The following is a 23,892-nucleotide window of genomic DNA, read 5'->3' on the forward strand; positions in this document are numbered from 1 at the left end:
CCGGATGGCCGCGAGTTGGAGGAGGAACATGACGCGGGTACTGGTCACGGGAGGCAGCGGAGACTTCGGCCGCGCTTGTGTAAAACACCTCGTCGAAGCGGGCTGGGATGTCATCGCGGTCGATCAGCGCGGCGAGGAGGTGACGGGCGGACGGTTCGTCCGTGCGGACCTTACGAACCTCGGCAACGTGGTCGAGGTCATGAACTACATCGACTGGCAATACTCGGGCGGCGTGGACGCAATCGTTCACCTCGGAGCGATTCCCGCTCCCGGCATCACCACGAGCAGTGCGACGTTCGACAACAACATTCGCGCGACACACAACGTGTTCCTCGCGGCGAAGCTGAACGGGATCAAGCGTGTCGTCTGGGCGTCGAGCGAGACCACTCTGGGCATACCGTTCGACATCCCGCCGTCGCAGGTTCCCATCGACGAGTCGGTTCCCGCTCGTCCGGAGTCGACATACGCCATGGTGAAGGCCCTCGAGGAGCAGATGGCCGCGCATTTCTGCCGGTGGGACCCGGAACTGACCATGATCGGGCTGCGATTCTCCAACATCATCCACGAGGAGGGCTACGCGGAGTTCCCCGGTTTCGACGAGGACACCGCCATTCGGCGGTGGAACCTCTGGGGATATGTGGACGCGCGGGACGCCGCACAGGCGGTGGAGCGGGCCCTCACCGTCGACCGCACGGGAACTGACGTCTACATCATCGCTGCGGCCGACACCGTCTCCGCACGCCCCAACCGAGAGCTCCTCGATGCTCAGTTCCCGGGAGTTCCCGCGGTGCGAGACGTCGGGGAGCATGACACCCTCCTGTCCATCGACAACGCGCGACGCGACCTCGGCTACGAGCCCCGCCACAGCTGGCGCCACAACAGAACGGATGCTTGACATGACCGCCCCCAATCAGCTGCCTGAGGACTACGCGGAGCGCGTGTACTCTGGCGTGCTCGGCAAGATTCTCGGCGTATACGTGGGCAGGCCGGTGGAGGGGTGGCTTTATTCCAAGATCCAGGAGCGAGTCGGTGACATCGAGTACTACGTGCACGACAAGGTCGGCGTTCCGCTGATCGTGGTCGACGACGACATCTCGGGGACTCTCGCGTTCCTGGCGGCCTTTCGCGACAACGGCTACGACGTGTCCCTCACCTCGGAGCAGATCGGCAAGGCGTGGCTCAACTACGCCATCGAGGAGCGCACGATCTTCTGGTGGGGCGGCATGGGCAACTCCACGGAGCACACGGCCTACTTGCGGATGAAGAATGGGATCGCGGCTCCGCGAAGCGGATCGATCGAACTGAACGGTCCCCAGGTCGCCGAGCAGATCGGCTCGCAGATCTTCATCGACGGCTGGGCGATGCTGCTGCCCGGGCAGCCGGACCTCGCCGCCGACCTCGCCCGGCGGGCGGCGGCGGTCAGCCACGACGGTGAAGCCATCTACGCCGCCCAGGTGATTGCGGCGATGGAGGCCCAGGCCTTCGTCGAGTCCGACATCGACGCCCTCCTCGACACGGGGCTCTCGGTGATCCCCGCGGACTCGACCACCGCCCGCCTCATTCGCGACCTGCGCGAATGGCACAGCACCGAGCCGGACTGGCGTGCGGCACGTGAGCGACTAGAGGCGGAGTACGGGTACGACAAGTTCGGCGGCAACGTGCACGTCGTGCCCAACCACGGGGTCATCATCCTGGCGCTCCTCTACGGCGAGGGCGACTGGGGTCGGTCCATGATGATCGTCAACACCTGCGGGTGGGACACCGACTGTAACTCGGGCAACCTCGGCTGCCTTCTCGGCATCCGCAACGGGCTGTCCGGGTTCGACGGACGGCACGATTGGCGAACGCCCGTAGCGGACAGGCTGTTCCTCCCGACCGCGGATGGTGCCCGGACCACGACGGATGCGGTGACCGAAGCTCTCGTCATCACAAACATCGCCCGGCGCATCCGCGGCGAGGAGCCGCTTGCTTTGAAGGACGGCGCCAAGTTCGGCTTCCACTTCCCGGGATCGGTGCAGGGCTTCGAGGTGGTCGCCGGGACGGCTGAGCTCACCAACACTGCCGAGCTCGGCAGGGACGGTGACCGTGGGCTGCGAATCCGGGTGACGACCGGCGCGCAGGTCCACGTCGCCACGCCGACGTTCGTCCCGCCCGAGATCCTCAACGCCCCCGGGTACGGGCTCCAGGGCACCCCGCGCCTCCATTCTGGGCAGACGGTCACGGCCGCAGTCCGCGCGGAGAGCGCCGACACTACGCTCCGGCTCGCGATCCAGGTGTACGACGAGGAGGACGGTGTTCAGACCGTCACCGGTCCTGCCCAGGTCGCGACGGCGGGGGAGTGGACCGATATGACCTGGGTCGTGGCCGACACCGGCGGGTACCCCATCGCGAGCGTCGGCCTTGTGGTCGAGGGGCAGGTCGAGGGCTCGGCGGACGTCGTCCTCGATCGAATGGACTGGCACGGTCAGCCCGAGGTGGTCCTCACTCGCCCCGTCCCGCCCACGTGGCGACCGTTCCCAAACCCGAAGGGCGGCACGGCGTGGCGCCGGGCCTGGGTCGACGCCATGGACATGTTCGGAGAGGGGTGGGGCACCGGCTGGCCCGAGCCCTACCGGCTGATCCAGAACACCGGACGGGGCATGGTCCTGCACGGGTCCGAGGACTGGCGGGACATTGAGGTGAGCGCCGGCTTCACTCCCCACATGGCCGTGGCGACGGGTCTTGCCATCCGCACGCAGGGACTGCGCAGGCACTACTCGCTGGTGATGCGGAACTCGGGGATCATCAGTCTGGTGAAGTCGGTGGACGGGGACGAGCGCGTGCTTGGAGAGGCGCCGTTCCGCTTCGAGCTGTACCGGGAGGTTCAGCTGAGACTGAAGGCCCTAGGGGCCACGATCAGCGCATTCGCAGATGGCACAGCGCTCTTCGAGGTCACTGACGTGGCCCCGCTAGAGTACGGCGGCATCGCTCTTCTGTGCGAGGAGGGGCGGGTGGCCGTCGGCCCCGTCACCGTGCGCCCGAGCACGACCGCCGAGGTCCGCTAGACATGTGATCACCGGGACGCTGAATCGCGTCGCATGACGGAGAGGGACTCGCACCATGAGGGGAACGGTCGCAGCTGTCGACCTGGGCGCTGCGACAGGGCGCGTCTTTATCGGCACAGTCGAGGGCGGCCGGATCCGTGTGGAGCCCGTCACCCGGTTCGCCAATGTGCCCTTGGCGATGGCCGACGGGTTCCACTGGAACATCACCGCGATCTGGGCCGAGGTCGTCGGCGGGCTGCGAATGGCGAACCGGCGGAGCGACGCGCTCCAGTCGGTGGGGATCGACACCTGGGGCGCCGACTACAGCCTCTTTCGATCGGGGCGGCTTCTCGGGCTCCCGTTCACCTACCGAGACCTGCGGGGGGAGCGGGGTGCCGCCCTCACCCATGGCACCGTTCGACCGGAGGAGCTGTACCGGCGGAACGGCCTCGAGTCGCTCCCCTTCAACTCGCTGTACCAGCTCGCCGTGGACCGTGATGAGGGGATCACGGCCGTCGCCGACGCGCTGCTGTTCACACCCGACACCATCGGCTACTGGCTCACCGGTCGGATTGCAACGGAGCCGACCATCGCGTCGACGAGCGGCCTTCTGGACGCGCGAACCCGATCCTGGGATCGCGAGCTCGTGCGGACTCTGGAGCTGCCCGAGGGGCTGCTGCCCCCGATCTTGGAGCCGGGCGAGGAGCTTGGCCCGCTGGTCGGGCCGTGCGCGTACGCGGTCGGCCGCGCAGACGGCCTGCTGGTCCGGAAGGTCGCCTCCCACGACACCGCCGCCGCCGTCATCGGGACGCCGCTCGCGGAGCGGGGTGCGGCCTATCTCTCCTGCGGCACGTGGGCGCTCCTCGGCGTCGAGATGCGCGCCCCCCTGCTGACCGAACGAGCGCGGGTCGAGCGCTTCACCAACGAGGCGGGACCGGATGGACGGGTGCTCTTTCAGAAGAACCTGATGGGCCTCGGCATGGTGAACGATTTGGTCAGCGAGGCGCCCGAGCTCGAGCTTCCGGCGATCCTCGCCGCTGCAGCGGAGGTGCGCCTCCGGTCGGATCAGCTGATCGATCCCGCCGACCCGCTGTTCCTGCGCCCGGGCCCCACCTCCGGCGCAATGCGTGAGTGGTTCCGCCTGCGGGGAATCGGCGCACCGGCAACCATCCCCGCCATGGTGCGCTGCGTGCTCGAGAGCCTTGCCGAGGCCTTCGCCGCAGCGGTGCGGGCGCTCGAGGACATCACGGGTGAGCCGGTGCCGTCGGTCCACATCGTGGGCGGCGGCTCGCAGAATCAGCTGCTGTGCCAGGCGACGGCGGACAGGATGGGGAAGCCAGTAATCGCGGGGCCGGTTGAGGCCTCCGTGATCGGCAACGTCCTCGTTCAGGCCCGCGCCATGGGACTTGTGCACGGAGGGCTGGCCGAGCTCCGCGAGGTCGTGCGCGGATCGTTCCCGCTGACCCGCTACGACCCGCGTTGACCGCCCGGACAGGATGAGCAGTCGACGAGGACAGGCGATCCCCGGACTCGCGCCGGACGTCAGAGCACGCCGTCGAGGTACTCGTTGCTGAACTTGCTGGTCGGGTCCAGCTGGCGCGCCAGGATGGAGAACTCCGCTAGACGGGGAAAGACCTCACGCAGTTCGGCTCCCGACATTGCGAAAACCTTGCCCCAATGCGGTCGGGGTGCGAAAGGAGCAAGTGCCTGCTCCACGAGAGGCACGACATGCGCGACCTCCCGGGGCTTGGATTGCCAGGTGAAGTGGAACGCCGTACTCTGGCGGTCGCCGCTGGGGCTCAGCCATGCCGCGTCCGGAGCCACGGTCCGTATCTCGGACACATGGAGCAGCGGCGAAATCCTGTCGCCGATGCGACGGAGCGCCTCCGTCGCATCACGAGCCGCCGACGATGGAACGAGGTACTCGGATTGGATCTCGTCCCCCCGGCCGGGCTTGAAGTTGGAGCGGAAATGCGGCAACCGCTCGTACCAGGGGCCGGCTTCGCCAAACTGAACCGTCACGTTGTCCGGTCGGACTCCCGGCAGGGGATGAAGAGCCTCCTGAGCCTGCCGGGCCCCAAGCGCTGCCGGATCCAGCCCCTCCGGGTCGCCCACTCGACGCTTCGCCCAGACCTGAGGAATGGTGTCTCCCACATACTTGGTGAAGACACTGACGCTGTATGCACACTCCGACAGCTCGTCCCAGCTCCCGAGAGCCGCCTCCCACGGCATGTCTAGATACACGGACTGGGCGATGCTGAAGCCGGGGACGCAGTGCAGCTCGAGCGCGGTCACGATTCCGAGGGCGCCGATGCCGACCACGCACGCGTCGAACTCGCTCGTTCCACGGGTGAACCGCCCGATGGTGCCGTCGGACCGCATCATCTCGAACGCCGTGACTGAGGCGCTCAGCGCTGGGTTGCGCACGCCCGAACCATGGGTGCCCGTCTGAACCGCGCCTGCCACCGAAATATGTGGCAGCGATGCGAGGTTCGGCAGTGCCAGCTCAGTCCGGGCGAGGGCCTCCACGACATGGGAAAATGTCCCGCCGGCAGCGACCCTGACGGTTTCACCATGCACTTCGACCGTCGAGTCGAAGGCGCTCATGTCGAGCAGCGTTCCGGTCGTATCCCCGCAGAGGTTGAACGAATGGCGACTGCCTAAAGCCTTCACCCGACTGTTCGCGAGCACCAGCTCACCGAGCTCGTCGAGGTTGCGCGGGCGAGCGACGCGCGTCGCCGTGTACTCGATGTTCTCAGCCCAGTTCTTCATGGTGTTCCTCCTGGCGTGCTGACCGGCCGACCTTCACAATTCGGGTGTGTCCAGACCGCTCCGGAATCTTCTCCGCGAGCATCTCGGCCCAGGAGAAGTTGCCTCGTTCAGGCACGGACGATCGGGATGATCCACGGAGACCCGAGCGAGCTCCGGGCCTCTGTTCGACGTTCATTCGTGATCCGTTCGATATGAACCCTGCTGACGGCTGTGCCGACGGGGCGGGCCCGACTGCTTGCCAACCTATGTTAACTTATGCGACTATTCTCGCAATCCCTCACGTCGACCGACGGAGGCGACTCGATGAAGAGAGGTATTCGCATGACCCCACAGCACCTCCGACGTCCGGTTCTCGCTGCGGTTGCCGCGCTGGGAGCCGCGACGCTCACGCTGACTGCATGCACCAGCGGTGATGGCGACACCGGAGAAAGAGTCCTCAACATCTGGTACGGCTTCGAGCCCGGACAGGTGGACGCGATCACCGGGCTCATCGAGCAATGGGACGAGGAGAACACGGACATCAGGGTCGAGGTCACCGCGATGGGACCCGACATCAATCCTCCCGCTTTGCTGCCGGCGCTGACGTCCGGCGACGGCCCCGACCTCTGGGCCGGCGACCTGTCGGCCTCGTGGTCGTACATCAACGCCGGTCTGGTGCTCGACCTCACGTCGCAGTACTGCGACAACGGGTGGGGAGACACCCTGCCCGAGGACCTGGCGGCTCTCGTCTCGTCGGATGGCAAGCTGTGGGCGGTTCCCAACAGCATCGAATCGACCGGGGTCTTCTACCGCGAGTCGATCTTCGAGGAGCTGGGCCTGGCCATTCCGACGACCTGGGATGAATTCACGGGTCTCATGGACGACCTGATGGATGCGGGCTACAACACGCCGCTCGGCGCCGCCGGCCAGGATGCGTGGCCGGTCACCCAGATCCTCAGTGCGGCGTGGGGCGGGGCGGCAGGCCCCGACGGGATCGCTGAGACGCTGTACGGCGACGGCAGTTGGACCGACCAGCCGTTCCGCGAGGCGACCGAGGCGTTCGTCGCCCTGCAGGAGGCCGGCTACTTCGGACCGGACCCGCTCTCGTACACCTACCAGGCGACGATGGCGGAGTTCTACACCGGAGTAGTCCCGATGACCTACACGGGTGGCTTCGTGATCCCGGGCGCCCAAGAGGACGCGGGTGAGAGCTTCGACGACATCGGAGTCTTCGCGCTGCCGAGCCCGAACGGAGCCCCGACCTACGCCAACGCAAGTCCGGGCGAGGGCTGGTATGTCAACGCGAACTCGGACGTCGCGGACGATGCGGCGAGTCTGATCGACTACCTCTTCTTCGACGAGGAGAACCGGACAGTGATCCTCGAAGGCGGGCTGGTTCCCGTCGGTGAGGTGGCGCTGGACGAGGTCGAACTGCCTTCGGTGCTTGAGAAGCTCCTGGCTGAGATGGCCAAGTACCGCGACAACGGAACAGTTCCTGCGTTCATCGAGGCCGTCACCCCCGGATCGATCTTCGAGAACATGATGGATGGCAGCCAGGGAGTCCTGGCCGGCTCGGTCAACGCCGAGCAGCTACTCGCGACGATCCAGCAGACCTGGGAGACCGAGAAGGAGAACGGCAACACGTTGAAGGCGGGATCCCCGCCCGTCTGCTAACACGGAGCAGATTCTCGGCAACGTGGGGTCTGGGCGCATGGGGCGCCCAGACCCCATCGAATCGGAAGGAAGGGAAGAGCGCGTGGTCTCGATTGCGAGCAAAGTGCCGACGCGGCGGGGTCCTCGCCTGCGCGAAATGCGGCGCGGGGGAAAGCGCACCCTGACTGCGTACCTCTTCCTTGCGCCGGCACTGATTCTCTTCTTGGTGTTCGTGTTGCGACCCACGCTCGGCCTGTTCGGGCTGTCGCTCTTCGAATGGAACGGCGTCTCACCGACCCGTGAGTTCGTGGGGTTCGACAACTACGGTCGACTCTTCGAGGATCGCCTGTTCTGGAAGGCCCTCGGAAACAACCTGCTCTTCGTGTTGCTGCTCGTGACGTTCAACCTCGTCGTGGGGCTGATCACGGCCTCAGCGCTCGCTCGGGCGACCCGGGGTCGATTGATCTACCAACTGATCTTCTTTCTCCCCGTGGTGCAGGCGTCGATCGTCACCGCGCTGGTCTGGGAGTGGATCTATCAGCCCGGCGGTCTGATCAACAGCTTCCTGAAGACGATCGGGCTCGGCGCCTTTACCAAAGGATGGCTTGGCGACCCGAATACGGCCCTTCCCGCCTTGGCGCTCGCGGCGGCTTGGTCGGGCTTCGGACTCGCGGTGGTGCTCTTCCTCGCGGGCATCCAGGGGATCGACCGGAGCCTGTACGACGCGGCGAAAGTCGATGGAGCGAATGTGCGTCAGACCTTCTTCGCCGTCACCATCCCGCAGTTGAGACCGGTCATCACCGTCGTCCTCCTGCTCGAGATGATCGGCGCGTTCCAGGCGTTCGACATCATCTGGGCGACGACCCGAGGCGGACCTGTGAACTCCACCGAGGTGCTCGCCACCTATATGTTCAAGCGAGGATTCACCGAGGGGCAGTACGGATACGGGGCCGCGATCGCGGTGACATTCATGGTGATCGTGCTCGTGGCGGCGGTCATCTCGATCATCCTCCGCGAGCGGGGAGAGGACTGATTCTCGTGGCCAGCTCATCGATACTTCCCGCCCGCCGCACCCGCGCGATCGAGCGCGGCCCGCGGCCGCGCAAGCTGACCGGGCGACGCCGCACCACCCGCGGGCTGTTGTACTTCTACCTCACGGTCGTGGCGGCCTTCTCCATCATTCCGCTCCTGCTCGCGTGGTCGACTGCGTTCAAGGACCGCGCCCAAGTGGTCACGAACCCGTACGGTCCACCAATCCCGCCGGCGCTCGACAATCTCGAGACCGCGTGGATCAGCGGTCGATTCAGCGAGTACTTCCTGAACAGCGTCATCATCTCGGTCGTCTCCGTCCTCGCGATGATCGTCGTGGCGCCGCTAGCCGGCTACGGCTTGGCGCGCATGCGATTCTGGGGACGCCGGGTGGTCATCGTGGTCCTGCTGATCGGACTGACCATCCCGATCACCGCGATCATCCTCCCGCTCTACACCGTGATGCGGGACTTCGGTCTGCTCAACGGCTACGGTTCCGTGATCATCGCCCATGTGGCGATTGGGGCGCCGTTCTTCGCGTTCATCATGCGGGCGTTCTTCCTGCGGCTCCCACCGGAGCTGGAGGACGCCGCCCGTGTCGACGGGTGCTCGGAGATCCGGGTGTTCTGGAACGTCATGCTGCCGCTCGTGCGGCCCGGGGTGCTCACTGTGGCTCTCTTGGAGTTCCTCTGGTCGTGGAACAACCTGATCCTGCCCCTGGTGTTTCTCACCACCGATAGCGTCCGAACCCTTCCGGTGGGCATGCTCCTTCTGACCGGCCGCTTCACCACTGATTACGGCTTGCTCTCTTCTTCAGTACTGATCCTCTCCGCGCCCGTCGTCGTGCTGTTCCTGTTGTTCCAACGCAATTTCGTCGAAGGGCTCGCGAGCGGCTCCGTCAAGGGCTGATCGGGTCGAGGCTGACCGGGCTCCGCAACGAGGGAAAGAGAATCATGACCGCACTGCCACGAGCCGTCGTCGACATCTTCGGTCGTCGGGTCGATGAGGTCTTCTCGGCAGCCGACCTGGGTCGGCTGCGCGAAACGGTCGACGTGGTCTGGGCGAGGGATGAAGCGATGCCCGCTGACGCCGCGGGCGCGGCGCTGGAGTCCGCCGACATCCTGATCTGTTCGCAGTGGCGCTACGGCGACCTGAAAGGGCGCTTCCCGAGACTTCGCGCGATCATCGACGTCGGCGGAGGCCTTCCTCGGGGCCTCGACTACGAGGAGGCCTTCACGCGCGGGATCCACGTGCTGACGGCCGCCCCGGGCTTCGGCCGCCAGGTCGCCGAGATGGCGCTGGGTCTCGCGCTCGCCGCGTGCCGCGAGATCACGATCGGCGATCGCGCGATGCGGGCGGGCACCGAGCAGTACATGCATCTTGGGAACGAGACGACGTTCATGCTGTTCGACAAGCCGATCGGGATCATCGGTTACGGCGGGATCGCGCAGGCACTGCGTCCGCTTCTCGAACCCTTCGGAGGACCGATCTCTGCCCATGATCCGTGGCTCGGCGACGGGTACCTGCGATCCTGCGGCGTAACGCCGGTCGGGCTCGAGCAGCTCATCTCCGAGTCGAAGGTGATCTTCGTGCTCGCGGCACCGAGCTCGGAGAATCGTGCCGTCCTGGATCGGCACCTGCTCGAGCTGATCGCACCGGACGCGGTTCTCCTGCTGATCAGTCGCGCACACGTGGTCGACTTCGAGGCGCTCACCGACCTCCTCGCGGCCGGCCGGTTCCGTGCGGGCATCGATGTCTTCCCCGAAGAACCGCTCCCCGCCGACCACCCGATACGTTCCCTCGAGACGGTGGTGCTCTCGGCGCACCGCGCAGGATCGGTACGGGAAGGCATGTGGGACCTCGGCACTCTCGTGGTGGACGACCTCGAGATGCTGGCGCGCGGGCTCCCGCCGAGACGGCTGCAGGCGGCTGCCAGGGAGCTAGTCGTCCGCCTCACGGAGGCGTGAAAGTGAGGAACCGATGAAACTCGGATTCGTCTCCGGCTGCATGTCCGACGTGCCGCTCGCGGACGTGATCGGGCGGGCAGCGCGGAGCGGCTTCGACACCCTTGAGGTGTCGGCTCGGCTGCCAGGCGGACCGGGCCTGGCCCATATCGATGCGGCACAGCTGGACGCCGGTGCAGCGGACCGCATCACGACAGAGTTCCGCGACCCCGTCTGGACCGGGTCCGCCGACCGCGTGAAGCGCGGTCTCGAGATCGCGCGGGACACCCTTCGTCCTCTGGTCGGAGTCCGGCGGTGAGCGTCGGGGCGCAGGCGCGGCAGACCGGCCTCGTAGTGACCGGCCTGCTGACCGACCACGCACCAGAGCCGCTCGGCATCGACGAGCCCCGGCCCCGGTTCTCCTGGCGGCTGGAGAGCACGCTGCGCGACGTCCGTCAGACTGCCTACCGCGTCACTGTCCGTACCGAATCCGGCGAGGACGCGGGAGCGGAGTGCTGGGACTCTGGCTGGACTGAGAGCGCTGACCAGCTGGGGGTCGAGTACGGGGGTGCTCCCCTCACGAGCCGAACCGCGTATTCCTGGCAGGTGCGGGTCCGCACCGCTGACGGCTCCGAGGCAGAGAGCACGACTGCGCGCTTCGAGACGGCCTTCTTGTCCCCGGAGCAGTGGCGCGGTGAGTGGCTGGCGTGCGTCTCGATGACGCCCAGAGTGGTCGCGCCCCTAATGCGCCGCGAGTTCGATCTCGCTGGCGCGATCGAACGCGCCCGCGTGTACGTCAGCGGACTTGGGTACTACGAGCTCTACGTCAACGGCGCCCGCATCGGAGATTCTGTGTTGGACCCCGCGTGGACGGACTTCCGATCCAGGGCCCTCTATGCGACATACGACGTGACCGAGCACCTCGTGAACGGCGCCAACGCAGTCGGGGTTGCTCTCGGCAACGGCTGGTTCGAGCCCATGCCCTCGGCCTTGCCGAGCCAGCTGCAGCCCCAGGTCATCCTCGAGCTGCACGTCGACTTCGCCGACGGGCGAACGTTGGCGATCGTCACCGACCGGAACTCGGAGTGGCTCACCACCATCGACGGGCCGATCCTCGGCCACAGCATCTACGGGGGCGAGACCTACGACGCCCGACGGGAGATCGCGGGCTGGGCGGAAGCGGGCCTCGATGTCGCGGCGTCGGGTGCCCGGTGGAAGCGGGCGATCCCGGTGGAGCCGCCGGGCGGCGTTCTTCAGGCTCAGCAGCTGGAGCCCATCCGCATCGTAGACGAGCTCCGCCCGGTCGCGGTCCATCGCGTGGGACCCGAGTCCCAGGTTCTCGACTTCGGGCAGAACTTCGCCGGCTGGGTCCGAGTTCGGCTCAGCGGCGCGGAGGGGACGACCGTAGCGCTCCGTCATGCCGAGATGGTCCACGAGGATGGCACGGTCAACACCGTCAACCTGAGAACGGCCGAGGCGACGGACCGCTACATCCTTCCGGGCGGCGAGGCCCGGTGGTTTGAGCCGCACTTCACGTATCACGGCTTCCGCTACGTGCAGGTCGACGGGTATGCGGCGGATCTATCACTCGAGGACGTACGCGGGTGCGTCGTCCGGTCCGCCGTCGAGCCGATCGGGACCTTCCGCTGCGACAACGAGCTGCTCGAGCGGATCCATCGCAACGTGGTGTGGACGGAAGGTAGCAACCTGCATGGCCTGCCCACCGACTGCCCTCAGCGCGACGAGCGCCTCGCCTGGCTCAACGACATGACGGTCCGAGGCGAGGAGGCGGTCCACAACTTCGGCCTCGCGAGGCTCTATAGCAAGTGGTTCCTCGACATCCTCGACACCCAGGGCGCCGCGACAGGCGTCATCGCCGACACAGCGCCCCATGTCCGGTACGGTCATCGTCCTGCCGACCCGGTGGTGAGCAGCTTCTTGCTCGTGCCGTGGCTGCTCCACCTGCACTACGGGGAGCGCCGTCAGATCGAGCGCAATTTTGGGGACCTCGGCAGGTGGGTCGCCTACCTCGACTCCCTCCGTGTGGACGGGATCATCGAGCAGTCGGAGATCGGGGATTGGGCGCCGCCCGTCAGCGAGGCGGTCGAGGGCAGTGCTGGTTCAGGTGCCATGTCGGCGGTGACTCCCGGCGGGCTCATTTCCACCGGCTTCCTCTACCTCAATCTCCGCCTGATGGCCGACATCGCTTCGGCGCTGGGCCGCACCGAGGACGTAGCCGACTACGAGCAGAGAGCGCGCGAGGTCCGCGACGCGATCAACACCCGCTTCTACGATCCCGAGCTGTCGCGTTATGGCCCGGGGAACCAGTCCTCCAATGCGTTCCCGCTGTACCTGGGCATCGTGCCCGAGGAGCACGAGGAGCGGGTCTTCGCGAACCTCGTTCGGGACATCGAGGAGCACGACTACCACCTCACGACCGGCAATCTGTGTACCAAGTACGCCATGGACGTCCTCGCCCGCTTCGGCCGCGCCGACGTCGCGATGAAGCTGCTCACGCAGCGGACCTACCCCAGCTGGGGGTTTATGGTCGAGATGGGCGCGACCACGATCTGGGAACGCTGGGAACACGTCACCGGCGGGGTCCTCGCCGGCATGGGGTCGCACAACCACCCCATGTATGGGGCGGTCGACGCGTGGTTCTATCGGTATCTCGGCGGACTGACGCCTCTGCCGGAGGAGCCCGGGTTCGGCACCATTCTGATTGAGCCGCTGGTACCCGAGGGACTGAGCGAGGCCGAGGTCGAGCTTAAGACCCCGCGTGGTCTTCTCCGGTCCGCGTGGCGCCGGACCGATGGCGGGGTGCGCTTCACCGTTGTGGTTCCGCCGAACGCCCACGCCTCCGTCCTCCTCCCGCGCGCCGGAGAGGATGCGGTAACCGAGGTCCGCGAGGGCGACGCGGTGGTGTGGCGTGATGGGCGGCCGGGCGAGCCGGTCCCCGGCGTGCGCCACGTGTCCGCCGAAGGCAACGGAGTTCGGGTCCAGCTCGGATCCGGGCGTTACGAGTTCGCCGTAAGCGGCTGAGATAGATGGAGGAGATCATGCAGACGCCGATCCGGGTGACGGTGTGGGGCGAAAACGTCCACGAGGACCGGGAGGCGAGTGTCCGGGAGATATACCCGGACACGATGCACGAGACGATCGCCGCGGGCATCCGGGAGCATCTGGGAGAGCAGACCGAGGTGAGGACCGCGTGGTTGCAGCAGCCTGAGCACGGGCTCACCGAGGAGGTCCTCGCCGAGACCGACGTCCTCACCTGGTGGGGGCACGCGGCCCACGATGAAGTCTCGGACGAGGTCGTGGCCCGGGTGCACCAGGCGGTGCTGTCCGGCATGGGGCTCCTCGTCCTCCACTCCGGCCACTTCTCAAAGATCTTCATCCGGCTGATGGGCACGACCTGTTCGCTGGACTGGCGCAGCGCGGATGACCAGGAGCTGATCTGGACTGTCGCACCCGGCCACCCGATCGCCGAGGGGGTGCCGCACCCTCTCGTCATCGAGCGCGAGGAGATGTACGGCGAGCATTTCGACGTGCCCCAGCCCGACGAGCTCGTGTTCATTAGCTCGTTCGGTGGGGGCGAGGTGTTCCGTTCGGGCTGCGCTTACCGGCGAGGCCGCGGACGCGTCTTCTATTTCCGTCCAGGGGATCAGGATTTCCCGACCTATCACCAGCCCGGTGTGAAGCGAATCATCTCGAACGCGGTGCGCTGGCTCGCGCCGGGGGAGTTGAGGGAGGCGCCGAACGTGCACCATCGTCCGATGGCAGGGTGGTTCAACTCCCCATGACCAATCCGACCGTCGCCGCTCTGCTGGCCCGTTCGAACCGGCTCGGCTCGAACCCGAAGAACACGAACTACGCGGGCGGCAACACATCCGCGAAGGGCACCGAGACCGACCCGGCGACGGGTGAGCAGGTCGAGCTACTCTGGGTGAAGGGCTCCGGCGGAGACCTCGGCACCTTGAAGGAGTCGGGGCTCGCGGTGCTGCGCGTCGACCGGCTTCTCGCGCTGAAGGGCGTGTACCAGGGCGTCGACAGCGAGGACGAGATGATCGCCGCGCTCGACTACACGCTGCACGGTAGGGGCGGCGCGGCCCCGTCGATCGACACGGCGATGCATGGCCTCGTCGACGCGGCCCACGTCGACCACCTGCACCCCAGCTCCGGTATCGCGATCGCGACTGCGACCGACGGGGAGGCGCTGACGAAGGAGATTTACGGCGGCAAGGCGGTGTGGGTGCCCTGGCGTCGTCCCGGCTTCCAGCTGGGCCTGGACATCGCCGCCATCACGGAGGCGAACCCCGGTGCGATCGGTGCGATCCTCGGTGGCCACGGCATCACCGCGTGGGGCGACACGAGCGACGAGGCGGAGGCCAACTCACTGGAGATCATCGCGAAGGCCGAGAAGTACATCGCCGAGCACGGTCGGAATGACCCCTTCGGCGCCCCGCTCGCCGGCTTCGAGCCCCTTCCCGACGAGCCGCGCCGCGCCAAGGCGGCCGCGCTGGCGCCGATCATCCGCGGGCTCGCCTCGACGGACCGGCGCGTGGTCGGGCATTTCACCGACGCGGACGTCGTTCTCGACTTCCTGGCCTCCGCCGAGCTCCCTCGCCTCGCCGCCCTCGGAACCAGCTGCCCCGACCATATCCTGCGCACTAAGGTCAAGCCGATGCTGCTCGACCTCCCGGCGAACGCGTCCGTTGAGCAGTCCGTCGCACGGCTGAAGGAGCTGCACAAGGCGTACCGCGCCGACTACCAGGAGTACTACGACCGCTACGCGACCCCGGACTCCCCTGTCATGCGTGGCGCCGACCCGCTCATCGTGCTCGTCCCCGGCGTCGGGATGTTCAGCTACGGCGCCGACAAGCAGACTGCCCGGGTCGCCGGCGAGTTCTACGTGGACGCGATCAACGTCATGCGCGGCGCCGAGTCGCTCTCCACGTACGCGCCCATCTCGGATGAGGAGAAGTTCCGCATCGAGTACTGGGCGCTCGAGGAAGCCAAGCTTCAGCGGATGCCGAAACCGAAGTCGCACGCCTCCCGCGTCGCGCTCGTCACGGGCGCCGCCTCCGGGATCGGCAAGGCGATCGCCAGCCGGCTCGCGGCCGAGGGCGCATGCGTCGTGATCGCGGACCTCGACCTCGAGAAGGCGCAGGCCGCCGCGGCAGAGCTGGGCAGCACCGACGTCGCGATCGGGGTGCAGGCAAACGTCACCGACGAGGCGCAGGTGCAGGCAGCGATCGAGGTGACCGTGCTCGCCTTCGGCGGGCTCGACCTCGTCGTGAACAACGCGGGCCTGGCCCTGTCCAAGCCTCTGCTCGACACCACCGCGGAGGACTGGGACCTGCAACACGACGTCATGGCGAAGGGGTCGTTCCTCGTTTCAAAGGCTGCGGCGCGCGTCCTCATCGACCAGCAGCTCGGCGGCGACGTGATCTACATTTCGTCGAAAAACTCGGTGTTCGCTGGCCCCAACAACATCGCCTACTCGGCGACGAAAGCGGACCAGGCCCACCAGGTGCGCCTCCTCGCGGTTGAGCTCGGGAAGCACGGCGTGAAGGTCAACGGCATCAACCCGGATGGCGTCGTGCGCGGCTCCGGGATATTTGCCGCTGGCTGGGGCGCTAACCGTGCCAACACCTACGGGATCAAGGAGGAGGAACTCAGCATGTTCTACGCGCAACGCACCATCCTCAAACGCGAGGTGCTCCCAGAGAACGTCGCCAACGCCGTATACGTGCTCACCGGACCCGAGCTGTCGCACACTACCGGACTCCACATCCCCGTGGATGCCGGGGTGGCGGCGGCGTTCCTGCGTTGAGTTGGGCCACAGAGATACCGTCAAGGTTGGCCAGCAACCAGTTCTACCCAGAAGGACAGATGGAGCAGTGATGAAAGCGACGCACGAAAAGCAGGTGGTGGTCGGAGCCGACTTCGCGGGGTTTCCGCTCAAAGAAGCGGTCAAACACCACCTCGAGAAGCGTGGGTGGACGGTAACCGATCTCACCCCCGCCAACGACAACCTTCCGATGTATCACCGCGTGGGGTTCTTGGTTGGCTCACAGATCTCGGAACGGCTCTTTGAGAAGGCACTCATCTTCTGCGGATCTGGAATGGGAATTCACATCGCGGCGAGCAAGTGCCCGCATGTCCATGCGGCAGTGTGTGAAAGCGTGTCCGCAGCCCGACGCGCTGCCACCGCCAACAACGCGAACGTGCTGGCAATGGGCGCGTTCTTCACCGCCCCCCGCTTGGCGATGGCCATGGCTGATGCCTTTCTCGAGAATTCGCTCGGCGATGGCTACGAGGCGTGGGATGGGTTCTACGAGTACCACAAGATTGGCTATGACGAGTGTGAAGCATTCGACTATGAGAGCTACCGCGAGAACGGCTTCGCGCTGTTAGAGCCACGAGAAGCGCCCCTCGGCAAGGAACCTGAGGGGCTGGCGTTCTGACGACGATCAAGGCCAGTTCTGGTTCTGAGATTCCAAACGAGGGGGAGCGGCCGATCCATGATCTGGGATCGGAGCCCAAACTCGCCCTGATCGTCCGTGGCGGGTGGGAGGGGCATCAGCCCATCGAAGCCACAAACCGCTTCGTGCCATTCCTTGAGCGCAGTGGTTACGAGGTTCGAATCGAGGAGTCCACTCGGGTTTACTCCGATGCCGCCTTCCTCGGGGAAGTGGATCTCATCGTCCAGGCGAACACCATGAACACGATCCTCGCCGGCGAAATGGCCGGACTGGTCGCCGCGGTCGTGGCCGGCGCGGGGCTAGCAGGCTGGCACGGTGGGATCGCTGACTCGTATCGCAATAGCGCCGACTATCTGCATTTGATCGGGGGCCAGTTTGCTCATCACCCAGCAATCGATCCCGCGTTGCGGACCGGTGAGCAGTCCGACCACTACCTGGATTACGACGTGAACATTGTCTCCGAGCGAAGAGATCACCCCATCGTTCGCGGACTTCACGATTTTCGCCTGACCACCGAGCAGTACTGGGTTCTGAGTGACAGCTACAACGATGTTCTCGCAACAACAACTGTCGCGAGTCGGCCATTCGACGCGTGGCGCACAGAAGTGCGCTGCCCGGCCGTCTGGACGAGGCAGTGGGGAAAGGGCCGCATCTTCGTGTGCACTGCGGGGCATCGGGTGGAGGTTCTGGATGACCCCAACGTCCGAACGATCATCGAGCGAGGGATGCTGTGGGCGAGCCGCTAGGCGTGGGGATGATCGGCGCGGGGGCGATCTCCGCACAGTACCTGAAGACGCTCGACTCGCTCTCCGGTCTTCGTCTGGTGGCGGTGGCCGATCTCGACCGGGCGCGCGCCGAGCAGGCTGCAGACGACCGACAGGGGGTCCGCGCCGTTACCGTGCCGGAGTTGCTCGCCGACGACGCCGTTGACGTGGTACTCAACCTCACACTCCCTGCGGCTCACGCTAACGTTGCGCTGGCCGCTATCGAGGCGGGGAAGGCGGTCTACGGGGAGAAACCACTGGCGACAACTACGGTCGACGGCCAGCGGATTCTCGACGCAGCGGGGATGGCGGGCGTGCGAATCGGATGTGCGCCCGACACGGTTCTCGGCACCGGCCTACAAACCGCACGCCAGGCCCTCGACGCGGGACACGTCGGCAGGCCGATCTCCGCGACCGCGACCATGGTCACGCCTGGCCACGAACTCTGGCATCCCAATCCCGATTTCTACTATCGGCGTGGCGGTGGTCCCCTCTTCGACATGGGGCCGTACTACGTGACGGCGCTCGTCAGTCTGCTCGGGACCGTGACCTCGGTCTTGGGAGTCGGGACGCGAATGCGAGGCGATCGCCATATTTTCAGCGGCCCCCGCCGCGGAGAGGTGATCCCAGTGGACGTGGACACTCATGTTTCAGGCATCCTCCACCATCGCGGTGGCGCGGTCACCACCATGGTGATGAGTTTTGATGCCGTCCGCACCCGAGCACCGCACATTGAGGTGCACGGCGAACTCGGCTCCATGGTCGTGCCTGACCCGAACCGCTTCGACGGGCCTGTCGAGATCTTCACTCTTGGCGACGACGATTGGACAACTCACGAACCGTCCGCCGGATACATCGACGGCCAGCGGGGGATCGGTCTCCTGGACTTCGCCGAGACTCCGACCGGCGTCGAGCCGCGGACGGGGGGTCGACTTGCCCTTCACGTGCTCGAGGTGATGGAAGGACTGCTCGCATCGGCTACGGCAGGCCGCGTGGTGCAGATTGCGACCAGTGTGGAGCGGCCGGCGCCCGTACCGCTGACGCGACTCGACAGTCGCCCCGGTCTCCGCGCCGTGTGACGTCAGGAGCCACTAAGCAATGGCACACCAGCGAAAGCGAAAACTGACCTCATGAACTTGGTGACGACGCTGGGTGGACTTGCTATGGACGACCTCGGACAGGTGTTGCCCCATGAACACGTCGTCGCAGATTTCCGGGCTTTGAGGGAGCGGGAGCCGAGGTCGGCTCATCCTGTGAGGGCCATCAGCTCGCTCATCGAACCGGAGGTCCTTCAAGCTCTTTCGCGCGGTGTCACCGCGATCGTCGACGCAACGCCAGTTGGAATCGGTCGGCGGCCCGACGCAGTCGAGGCGATCTCGACCGCAACCGGCATGCCGTTCTGCATGGCAACTGGCGTATACCGCGAACCTTGGATCCCGGGATGGATACGGGACTTGAGTTACACGGAATTGGTCGACTGGCTGATGACCGAGCTTACGGACCGAGTCGTAGGAGGCAGCGTCCCGGCAGGCTGGATCAAGCTGAGCGCCAGTGATGACGGAATGGCTCCCGAGGAGCGACGCATCCTTCGAGCTGCCGCAAGGGCTGGCCAGCTTGCGGGGGCAGCGATCGGAAGCCATTCGACAGGTGCGGACTTGGTGGAGGCTCAACTTGATCTACTTGAGAGCGAAGGGTTTCCCGCGGATCGATTCATCTGGATTCATGCTCAGTTGGAGCCAGATCGCAATCGTCACCGGGCTCTTGCCCAGCGAGGGTGCTGGATCGAGTACGACGGGGTCGGGGTATGGCCACGCCTGGAGGAGTACGTCAGTCTCATCAGCGATCTAGCTGACGACGGGTTTGCGGATCGCATTCTCGTGTCGCAAGACGCTGGTTGGTACAACCCAGGAGATCCCGGCGGGGGTCTAGTCAATGGGCCGTACACGCGAGTTCACGATCAGCTGATTCCGCTCATGCGGCGCAGCGGGTTCGACGACGACCTTGTACACCAAATCTGGACCAAGAACCCCTTCCTTGCGTTTGCGCGGCAGTAGCTCTCGCTTCCCAAGAGTGTGAAACGTGGTTATGCTTATCACGAAATAACAGTCCCAAGTCTGCGCGGGGCGGGTTGGCCGGGCGCGCTTGCGTATCGCTCGGGAATGCCCTGCCCGCCCGTTCGCAATCAACCCCAAGAAGGCGGATCGCACGTGACACCTCACACCGCTCAGAACTGGCCGATCGCGGCAGCGATGCTGCCTTTTCCATCCAGCCAGGACGCTTCCGGTGAGACGTGGACACAACAGCTCGCTCAGGTTGCCTACGAGGGGTTCACAGAGGTCGATCTCACAGATTCGTGGGTTCAAGTCGGGGATCTCGATTCGCACCGGCTCAGCAGTATGGATGAATGCCTCGCATCCGTGGGATTGCGACCGATTGCCATCTCAGTGATCAGGCGCAGCGTCATCCACCCGGTTGAGGGGGTCGAGAACCTTCGCTATAGCCATCGCACGATTGATGCGGCAGCTGCACTGGGAATCCGCGTGATGAGCATCGGACTTCACCGTGCACTCACACCCGCCCAGCGTGATGCCCACTGGTTCTGGACGGAACCCGGACCCTCAGACGACACGTCACCTGAGACTTGGCGACTCGCCGCGATGCGAATCCGTGAGTTGGGTCGGCACGCAGAGGAGTTGGGAATTCAGCTGTCCTTGGAAATGTACGAAGATACCCTGATTGGCACGGTGGACGGCGCACTGCGGCTGGTCGATGACGTTGATCTACCGAACGTTGGCATCAATCCGGACTTAGCCAACCTCTATCGGTTGCATCGAGATGTCGAGGACTTCCTCGAATCGTCCGCTCGGTGTGCGCCCCGAGCAAATTATTGGCACGTCAAGAGCTATTTCCGCGACGTGGACCGGACGCGTGACCTCATCACGACAGTTCCTGCGCCGATGGAGTACGGCTCCATGAACTATCGCGCGGCAATAGCCTCGGCAATAAGCGGCGGGTTCTCGGGCCCGTTCTGCGTCGAGCACTACGGGGGCGATGGACTCTCTGTCGCCGCGCGCAATCGCGAGTACCTGCAGCGGATGATTGCTGTCGCCATGGGCGAGGCGTACCGGCGTGTGAACGAGAGGGTGGCGAAAGGATCATGAGGGTTGCTGTCATCGGGCTTGGAGCTATGGGTCTACCCATGGCTCAACGATTGGCTGAAGAGTTCTCAGTCTCAGCTCACGACGTCAATCCGGACGCGATGGGTAGAGCTACTGAGAGCGGCATCGACACGGCAGCGACCGCGGCAGTTGCCGCCGCGCGAGCGGAAATAGCGGTACTGATCGTTCGTGACGCGGCTCAACTCGACATGGCTCTGTTCGGTTCAGCCGGGGCTGCGGAGACACTCCCGCGCGGTTCCGTGGTTGTGATCACCTCCACGGTTGGGGAGGGCCCCCTGTTGGATGCCCAGGCTCGCTTGCAACTACAAGGAGTGCACTGTGTTGATGCCGCCCTGTCGGGGGGGCCGATACGCGCGCGCAGTGGCGACCTGCTTGTCATGGTCGGTGGTCCGATTGAGGCGCGCAACAGGGCGCAGCCGGTCCTTGACGCGTTAGCAAGCACTCTCTGCATTGTCGGCGAAGCGGTTGGGCAAGGCCAACAACTGAAGACCGTCAATCAACTCCTCTGTGGAATACACACGGCCGCGGCCGCAGAGGCCCTTGCTCTAGCACACTCGATGGGCTTGGACCTCGATCTCGTGCTCGAGACCCTGAGTGCGGGCGCCGCTGCGTCATTCATGTTCGCCGACCGCGGCCCGCGCATCGCCGAGCAGTTGCGAGGCCAGAGCCCCGGTCTTCGGTCCAGGCTCGATGTAATCAGCAAAGACATGGGAATCGTGGGTGCAACCGCGAGAAGGTCAAAGGTCTTCACCCCGGTAGCGGCCGCTGCTGAGCAACTGTATCGAGCGGGGGAGGTCGCTGGCCGTGGAGCTGAGGATGACTCGGTGATCGTGAAGCTGCTTGCTGACCAAAGTGGGAGAGGCGTTGGAAGGGTGGGAGGAAAATGACTGTCATCTACGACGATGCTGCTGACTTCGCGGATGATCAACTGGAGGGTTTCTGCTCTCTCTACAGCGACCGACTCAGCAGAGTACCCGGCGGCGTCGTGGCACACAGATCTGAGACCCCTCAAGTAGCTGTTGTGGTCGGCGGCGGCTCGGGTCATTACCCGGCGTTCGCGGGTCTGGTGGGTCCGGGCTTCGCCTCTGGCGCGGTTGTCGGAAACATCTTCACTTCACCGTCTGCTGCCGATGTGTACTCCGTCGCGAAAGCTGCTGAGCAAGGCAGAGGTGTCGTCCTTTCCTTTGGCAACTACGCGGGGGACGTCCTGAATTTTGGCATCGCTGCCCAGCGCCTTCGGAGTGAAGGCATCGACACGCGCATTGTCGTCGTCACAGATGATGTCGCGTCCGCCGGGGCGGTGGAGGATCGACGCGGTATTGCCGGTGACTTCGCTGTGTTCAAGGTACTCACCGCGGCCGCCGCCGAAGGACTTGACATCGACCATGTCGAACGAATGGGCCGGCAAGCGAACGCGGCAACGTACTCTCACGGCGTCGCGTTCTCAGGATGCACGCTGCCTGGGGCACCTAGTCCCTTGTTTGTCGTACCTTCAGGGCAGATGAGCGTCGGATTAGGGATTCATGGCGAACCCGGGCTGCGTGATGTTGACCGTCTGCCTGCTTCCGCGCTGGCCGCGGTGCTAGTCGATGCAGTCCTGGCCGAAGCGCCGCACCATGCTTCTCGGCGCGTAGCTGTCATCCTCAACGGCCTCGGCACGACCAAGCATGAGGAACTCTTCTTGCTCTACCGACACGTCGCGCGGTACCTGGCTGATCGCGGGTTGGAGGTCGTGGCACCTGAGGTCGGAGAGTTGGTGACTAGCTTGGACATGGGCGGGTGCTCGCTCACCGTCATGTGGCTAGATGATGAGCTTGAAAGGCTGTGGTGCGCTGATGCATATGCACCCGGTTATCGCAAACTGCGCGCGCCTATCGAGGGGTTGCAAGAGTCACTTGCACGCGTGTCACAGGATCCCCTCACAGTCGTAGAACCGGCAAGTACTGCTTCGCTCGCTGCCTCGGGTGTTGTGCGCCGCGGAGCGTCTGCAGTTCTTGACACTCTGCGAGGTCATGAAGATGAGTTAGGCCGACTCGATGCAGTGGCAGGTGACGGTGACCACGGACGCGGGATGGTTCGCGGGGCCTCGGCCGCGGTAGAGGCGCTTAACCTCCTTCCGAGTTCCACCGGCGTCGCTCTCTTGCTTCGAACGGCCGGTCGTGCCTGGGCGACGCGTGCTGGTGGTACATCTGGCGTCCTTTGGGGGGCTGGCCTGGAAGCTGCGGCTGACGCTCTGGGCGACAGTCGAGATCGATACGACGATCAGTCCGTCCAAGAAGCGGTCTCCGCTTTCGCAGATGCCGTGGTTCAGCTCGGTGGAGCCGGGGTAGGCGACAAGACCTTCGTCGACGCGATCGTTCCCTTCTGTGAGGCACTCGCGCGAACCTCCGCGGATGGTGCCGCAGCAACGTGGCGAGATGCGAGCGATGCCGCAACCCAAGCGGCACAGTCGACCGCTCCTCTCCGAGCGCGCCGGGGAAGGGCACGAACTCTCGCAGAGCGCAGTGTTGGGACAGCAGATCCGGGAGCAGTTTCGTTCGCGCTCGCCGTATCCGCGCTGGCCGATGTGGAGATAGGAGCCGAAAGTTGAGCGTATTGGGTTGGCGAGTGGCGGTCGGAAGTGACGACGCAGGTTTTGAGTACAAGACGCGAATCCTCAGTGACTTGGATGAGGACTCGCGGGTCGGGTTGGTGGTGGACCTAGGAGTTCGCGCGAACGAGCACACTGCATATCCCCACGTGGCTTCAGCGGCTGGAAGGTTGATACAGACGAACCAGGCTGATCGTGCTTTGCTCATCTGCGGGACCGGCCTTGGGATGGCAATCGCGGCGAACAAGCTCCAAAGGGTTCGCGCCGTCACCGCGCATGACTCCTACTCCGTTGAGCGAAGCGTATTGTCCAACAACGCTCAGGTACTGTGCATCGGACAGCGCGTCATCGGCCTCGAGGTTGCGCGACGCCTGGTGCGTGAATGGCTGGGCTATCAGTTTGACCCCGATTCGCCGTCTGCCGCGAAGATAGCGGCAATAGAGGACGATCTCGCCTGAGCTGGGTCATAGTC

Annotated in this window: 20 protein-coding genes; 19 read left to right on the top strand and 1 reads right to left on the bottom strand. The window is 65.3% G+C overall.

What is annotated here, in order from left to right; genetic code table 11:
• Positions 1 to 28: 28 nt before the first annotated feature.
• Genes IE173_RS14795 through IE173_RS14805 form a run of 3 tightly spaced genes read left to right on the top strand, consistent with a single transcriptional unit; the run spans position 29 to position 4,506 of the window.
• Entirely contained in the window at positions 29 to 895 is an 867-nt protein-coding gene (locus IE173_RS14795) for an NAD-dependent epimerase/dehydratase family protein (RefSeq protein ID WP_191284295.1), read from the top strand.
• 1 nt (position 896) lies between these two features.
• A complete protein-coding gene (locus IE173_RS14800; protein WP_191284296.1) occupies positions 897 to 3,044 on the top strand; it encodes an ADP-ribosylglycohydrolase family protein in 2,148 nt (715 codons plus the stop codon).
• Positions 3,045 to 3,099: 55 nt separating this feature from the next.
• On the top strand, positions 3,100 to 4,506 hold the full coding sequence (locus IE173_RS14805; RefSeq protein WP_191284297.1) for a rhamnulokinase: 1,407 nt from the start codon (positions 3,100 to 3,102) through the stop codon (positions 4,504 to 4,506).
• A gap of 59 nt (positions 4,507 to 4,565) precedes the next feature.
• On the opposite strand, the gene IE173_RS14810 is transcribed toward IE173_RS14805, so the two are convergent.
• Positions 4,566 to 5,795, bottom strand: coding sequence for a D-arabinono-1,4-lactone oxidase (locus tag IE173_RS14810; RefSeq protein ID WP_191284298.1), 1,230 nt, complete (start codon positions 5,793 to 5,795; stop codon positions 4,566 to 4,568).
• Between the two features lie 321 nt (positions 5,796 to 6,116).
• Here IE173_RS14810 and IE173_RS14815 point away from each other — a divergent pair, with 321 nt between their 5' ends.
• The 16 genes from IE173_RS14815 (at position 6,117) to IE173_RS14890 (ending at position 23,878) form a co-directional block, all read left to right on the top strand.
• A complete protein-coding gene (locus tag IE173_RS14815) occupies positions 6,117 to 7,448 on the top strand; it encodes an ABC transporter substrate-binding protein (RefSeq protein ID WP_191284299.1) in 1,332 nt (443 codons plus the stop codon).
• 211 nt (positions 7,449 to 7,659) lie between these two features.
• A complete protein-coding gene (locus IE173_RS14820; protein WP_229842138.1) occupies positions 7,660 to 8,460 on the top strand; it encodes a carbohydrate ABC transporter permease in 801 nt (266 codons plus the stop codon).
• 5 nt (positions 8,461 to 8,465) lie between these two features.
• Entirely contained in the window at positions 8,466 to 9,365 is a 900-nt protein-coding gene (locus tag IE173_RS14825; RefSeq protein ID WP_191284301.1) for a carbohydrate ABC transporter permease, read from the top strand.
• 44 nt (positions 9,366 to 9,409) lie between these two features.
• Complete coding sequence (locus tag IE173_RS14830; protein ID WP_191284302.1) at positions 9,410 to 10,423, top strand: NAD(P)-dependent oxidoreductase; 1,014 nt, start codon at positions 9,410 to 9,412, stop codon at positions 10,421 to 10,423.
• 13 nt (positions 10,424 to 10,436) lie between these two features.
• On the top strand, positions 10,437 to 10,718 hold the full coding sequence (locus IE173_RS14835; protein WP_191284303.1) for a hypothetical protein: 282 nt from the start codon (positions 10,437 to 10,439) through the stop codon (positions 10,716 to 10,718).
• Positions 10,715 to 13,441: an alpha-L-rhamnosidase gene (locus tag IE173_RS14840; RefSeq protein WP_191284304.1), complete on the top strand. Its 2,727-nt coding sequence runs from the start codon at positions 10,715 to 10,717 to the stop codon at positions 13,439 to 13,441. Before IE173_RS14835 ends, IE173_RS14840 begins: the two co-directional genes overlap by 4 nt.
• A 5-nt stretch (positions 13,442 to 13,446) precedes the next feature.
• Positions 13,447 to 14,202: a ThuA domain-containing protein gene (locus tag IE173_RS14845; RefSeq protein ID WP_229842139.1), complete on the top strand. Its 756-nt coding sequence runs from the start codon at positions 13,447 to 13,449 to the stop codon at positions 14,200 to 14,202.
• Positions 14,199 to 16,235, top strand: a complete 2,037-nt coding sequence (locus IE173_RS14850; RefSeq protein WP_191284322.1) for a bifunctional aldolase/short-chain dehydrogenase — start codon at positions 14,199 to 14,201, stop codon at positions 16,233 to 16,235. The genes IE173_RS14845 and IE173_RS14850 overlap by 4 nt, the downstream gene beginning before the upstream one ends.
• A gap of 70 nt (positions 16,236 to 16,305) precedes the next feature.
• The gene (locus tag IE173_RS14855; RefSeq protein WP_191284305.1) at positions 16,306 to 16,869 is read left to right on the top strand and encodes an RpiB/LacA/LacB family sugar-phosphate isomerase; all 564 of its coding nucleotides are present in this window, start codon (positions 16,306 to 16,308) and stop codon (positions 16,867 to 16,869) included.
• Positions 16,870 to 16,931: 62 nt separating this feature from the next.
• Positions 16,932 to 17,633: a ThuA domain-containing protein gene (locus tag IE173_RS14860; RefSeq protein ID WP_191284324.1), complete on the top strand. Its 702-nt coding sequence runs from the start codon at positions 16,932 to 16,934 to the stop codon at positions 17,631 to 17,633.
• Positions 17,634 to 17,641: 8 nt separating this feature from the next.
• Complete coding sequence (locus IE173_RS14865; RefSeq protein ID WP_229842140.1) at positions 17,642 to 18,730, top strand: Gfo/Idh/MocA family protein; 1,089 nt, start codon at positions 17,642 to 17,644, stop codon at positions 18,728 to 18,730.
• Between the two features lie 51 nt (positions 18,731 to 18,781).
• Positions 18,782 to 19,705, top strand: coding sequence for a phosphotriesterase family protein (locus IE173_RS14870; protein ID WP_191284307.1), 924 nt, complete (start codon positions 18,782 to 18,784; stop codon positions 19,703 to 19,705).
• Between the two features lie 153 nt (positions 19,706 to 19,858).
• Positions 19,859 to 20,812 (top strand): sugar phosphate isomerase/epimerase family protein, encoded by a 954-nt coding sequence (locus IE173_RS14875; protein WP_229842141.1) that lies wholly within the window; start codon positions 19,859 to 19,861, stop codon positions 20,810 to 20,812.
• Positions 20,809 to 21,717 (top strand): NAD(P)-dependent oxidoreductase, encoded by a 909-nt coding sequence (locus IE173_RS14880; protein WP_191284309.1) that lies wholly within the window; start codon positions 20,809 to 20,811, stop codon positions 21,715 to 21,717. The genes IE173_RS14875 and IE173_RS14880 overlap by 4 nt, the downstream gene beginning before the upstream one ends.
• Entirely contained in the window at positions 21,714 to 23,420 is a 1,707-nt protein-coding gene (locus IE173_RS14885; protein ID WP_191284310.1) for a dihydroxyacetone kinase family protein, read from the top strand. Before IE173_RS14880 ends, IE173_RS14885 begins: the two co-directional genes overlap by 4 nt.
• Entirely contained in the window at positions 23,417 to 23,878 is a 462-nt protein-coding gene (locus tag IE173_RS14890; RefSeq protein WP_308433110.1) for a ribose-5-phosphate isomerase, read from the top strand. Before IE173_RS14885 ends, IE173_RS14890 begins: the two co-directional genes overlap by 4 nt.
• The last annotated feature ends 14 nt before the right edge of the window (positions 23,879 to 23,892 follow it).

The sequence above is a fragment of the Pseudolysinimonas yzui genome, from assembly GCF_014653215.1.
Lineage (GTDB): Bacteria > Actinomycetota > Actinomycetes > Actinomycetales > Microbacteriaceae > Pseudolysinimonas_A > Pseudolysinimonas_A yzui.

Excerpts from the sequence above, each read along its gene's own strand:
- IE173_RS14805 (WP_191284297.1), top strand. The coding sequence starts at position 3,100 with ATGAGGGGAACGGTCGCAGCTGTCGACCTGGGCGCTGCGACAGGGCGC.
- IE173_RS14880 (WP_191284309.1), top strand. The coding sequence starts at position 20,809 with ATGAGGGTTGCTGTCATCGGGCTTGGAGCTATGGGTCTACCCATGGCT.
- IE173_RS14835 (WP_191284303.1), top strand. The coding sequence starts at position 10,437 with ATGAAACTCGGATTCGTCTCCGGCTGCATGTCCGACGTGCCGCTCGCG.
- IE173_RS14885 (WP_191284310.1), top strand. The coding sequence starts at position 21,714 with ATGACTGTCATCTACGACGATGCTGCTGACTTCGCGGATGATCAACTG.
- IE173_RS14855 (WP_191284305.1), top strand. The coding sequence starts at position 16,306 with ATGAAAGCGACGCACGAAAAGCAGGTGGTGGTCGGAGCCGACTTCGCG.
- IE173_RS14810 (WP_191284298.1), bottom strand. The coding sequence starts at position 5,795 with ATGAAGAACTGGGCTGAGAACATCGAGTACACGGCGACGCGCGTCGCT.
- IE173_RS14830 (WP_191284302.1), top strand. The coding sequence starts at position 9,410 with ATGACCGCACTGCCACGAGCCGTCGTCGACATCTTCGGTCGTCGGGTC.
- IE173_RS14870 (WP_191284307.1), top strand. The coding sequence starts at position 18,782 with ATGAACTTGGTGACGACGCTGGGTGGACTTGCTATGGACGACCTCGGA.
- IE173_RS14845 (WP_229842139.1), top strand. The coding sequence starts at position 13,447 with ATGGAGGAGATCATGCAGACGCCGATCCGGGTGACGGTGTGGGGCGAA.
- IE173_RS14800 (WP_191284296.1), top strand. The coding sequence starts at position 897 with ATGACCGCCCCCAATCAGCTGCCTGAGGACTACGCGGAGCGCGTGTAC.
- IE173_RS14795 (WP_191284295.1), top strand. The coding sequence starts at position 29 with ATGACGCGGGTACTGGTCACGGGAGGCAGCGGAGACTTCGGCCGCGCT.
- IE173_RS14865 (WP_229842140.1), top strand. The coding sequence starts at position 17,642 with ATGATCGGCGCGGGGGCGATCTCCGCACAGTACCTGAAGACGCTCGAC.
- IE173_RS14850 (WP_191284322.1), top strand. The coding sequence starts at position 14,199 with ATGACCAATCCGACCGTCGCCGCTCTGCTGGCCCGTTCGAACCGGCTC.
- IE173_RS14815 (WP_191284299.1), top strand. The coding sequence starts at position 6,117 with ATGACCCCACAGCACCTCCGACGTCCGGTTCTCGCTGCGGTTGCCGCG.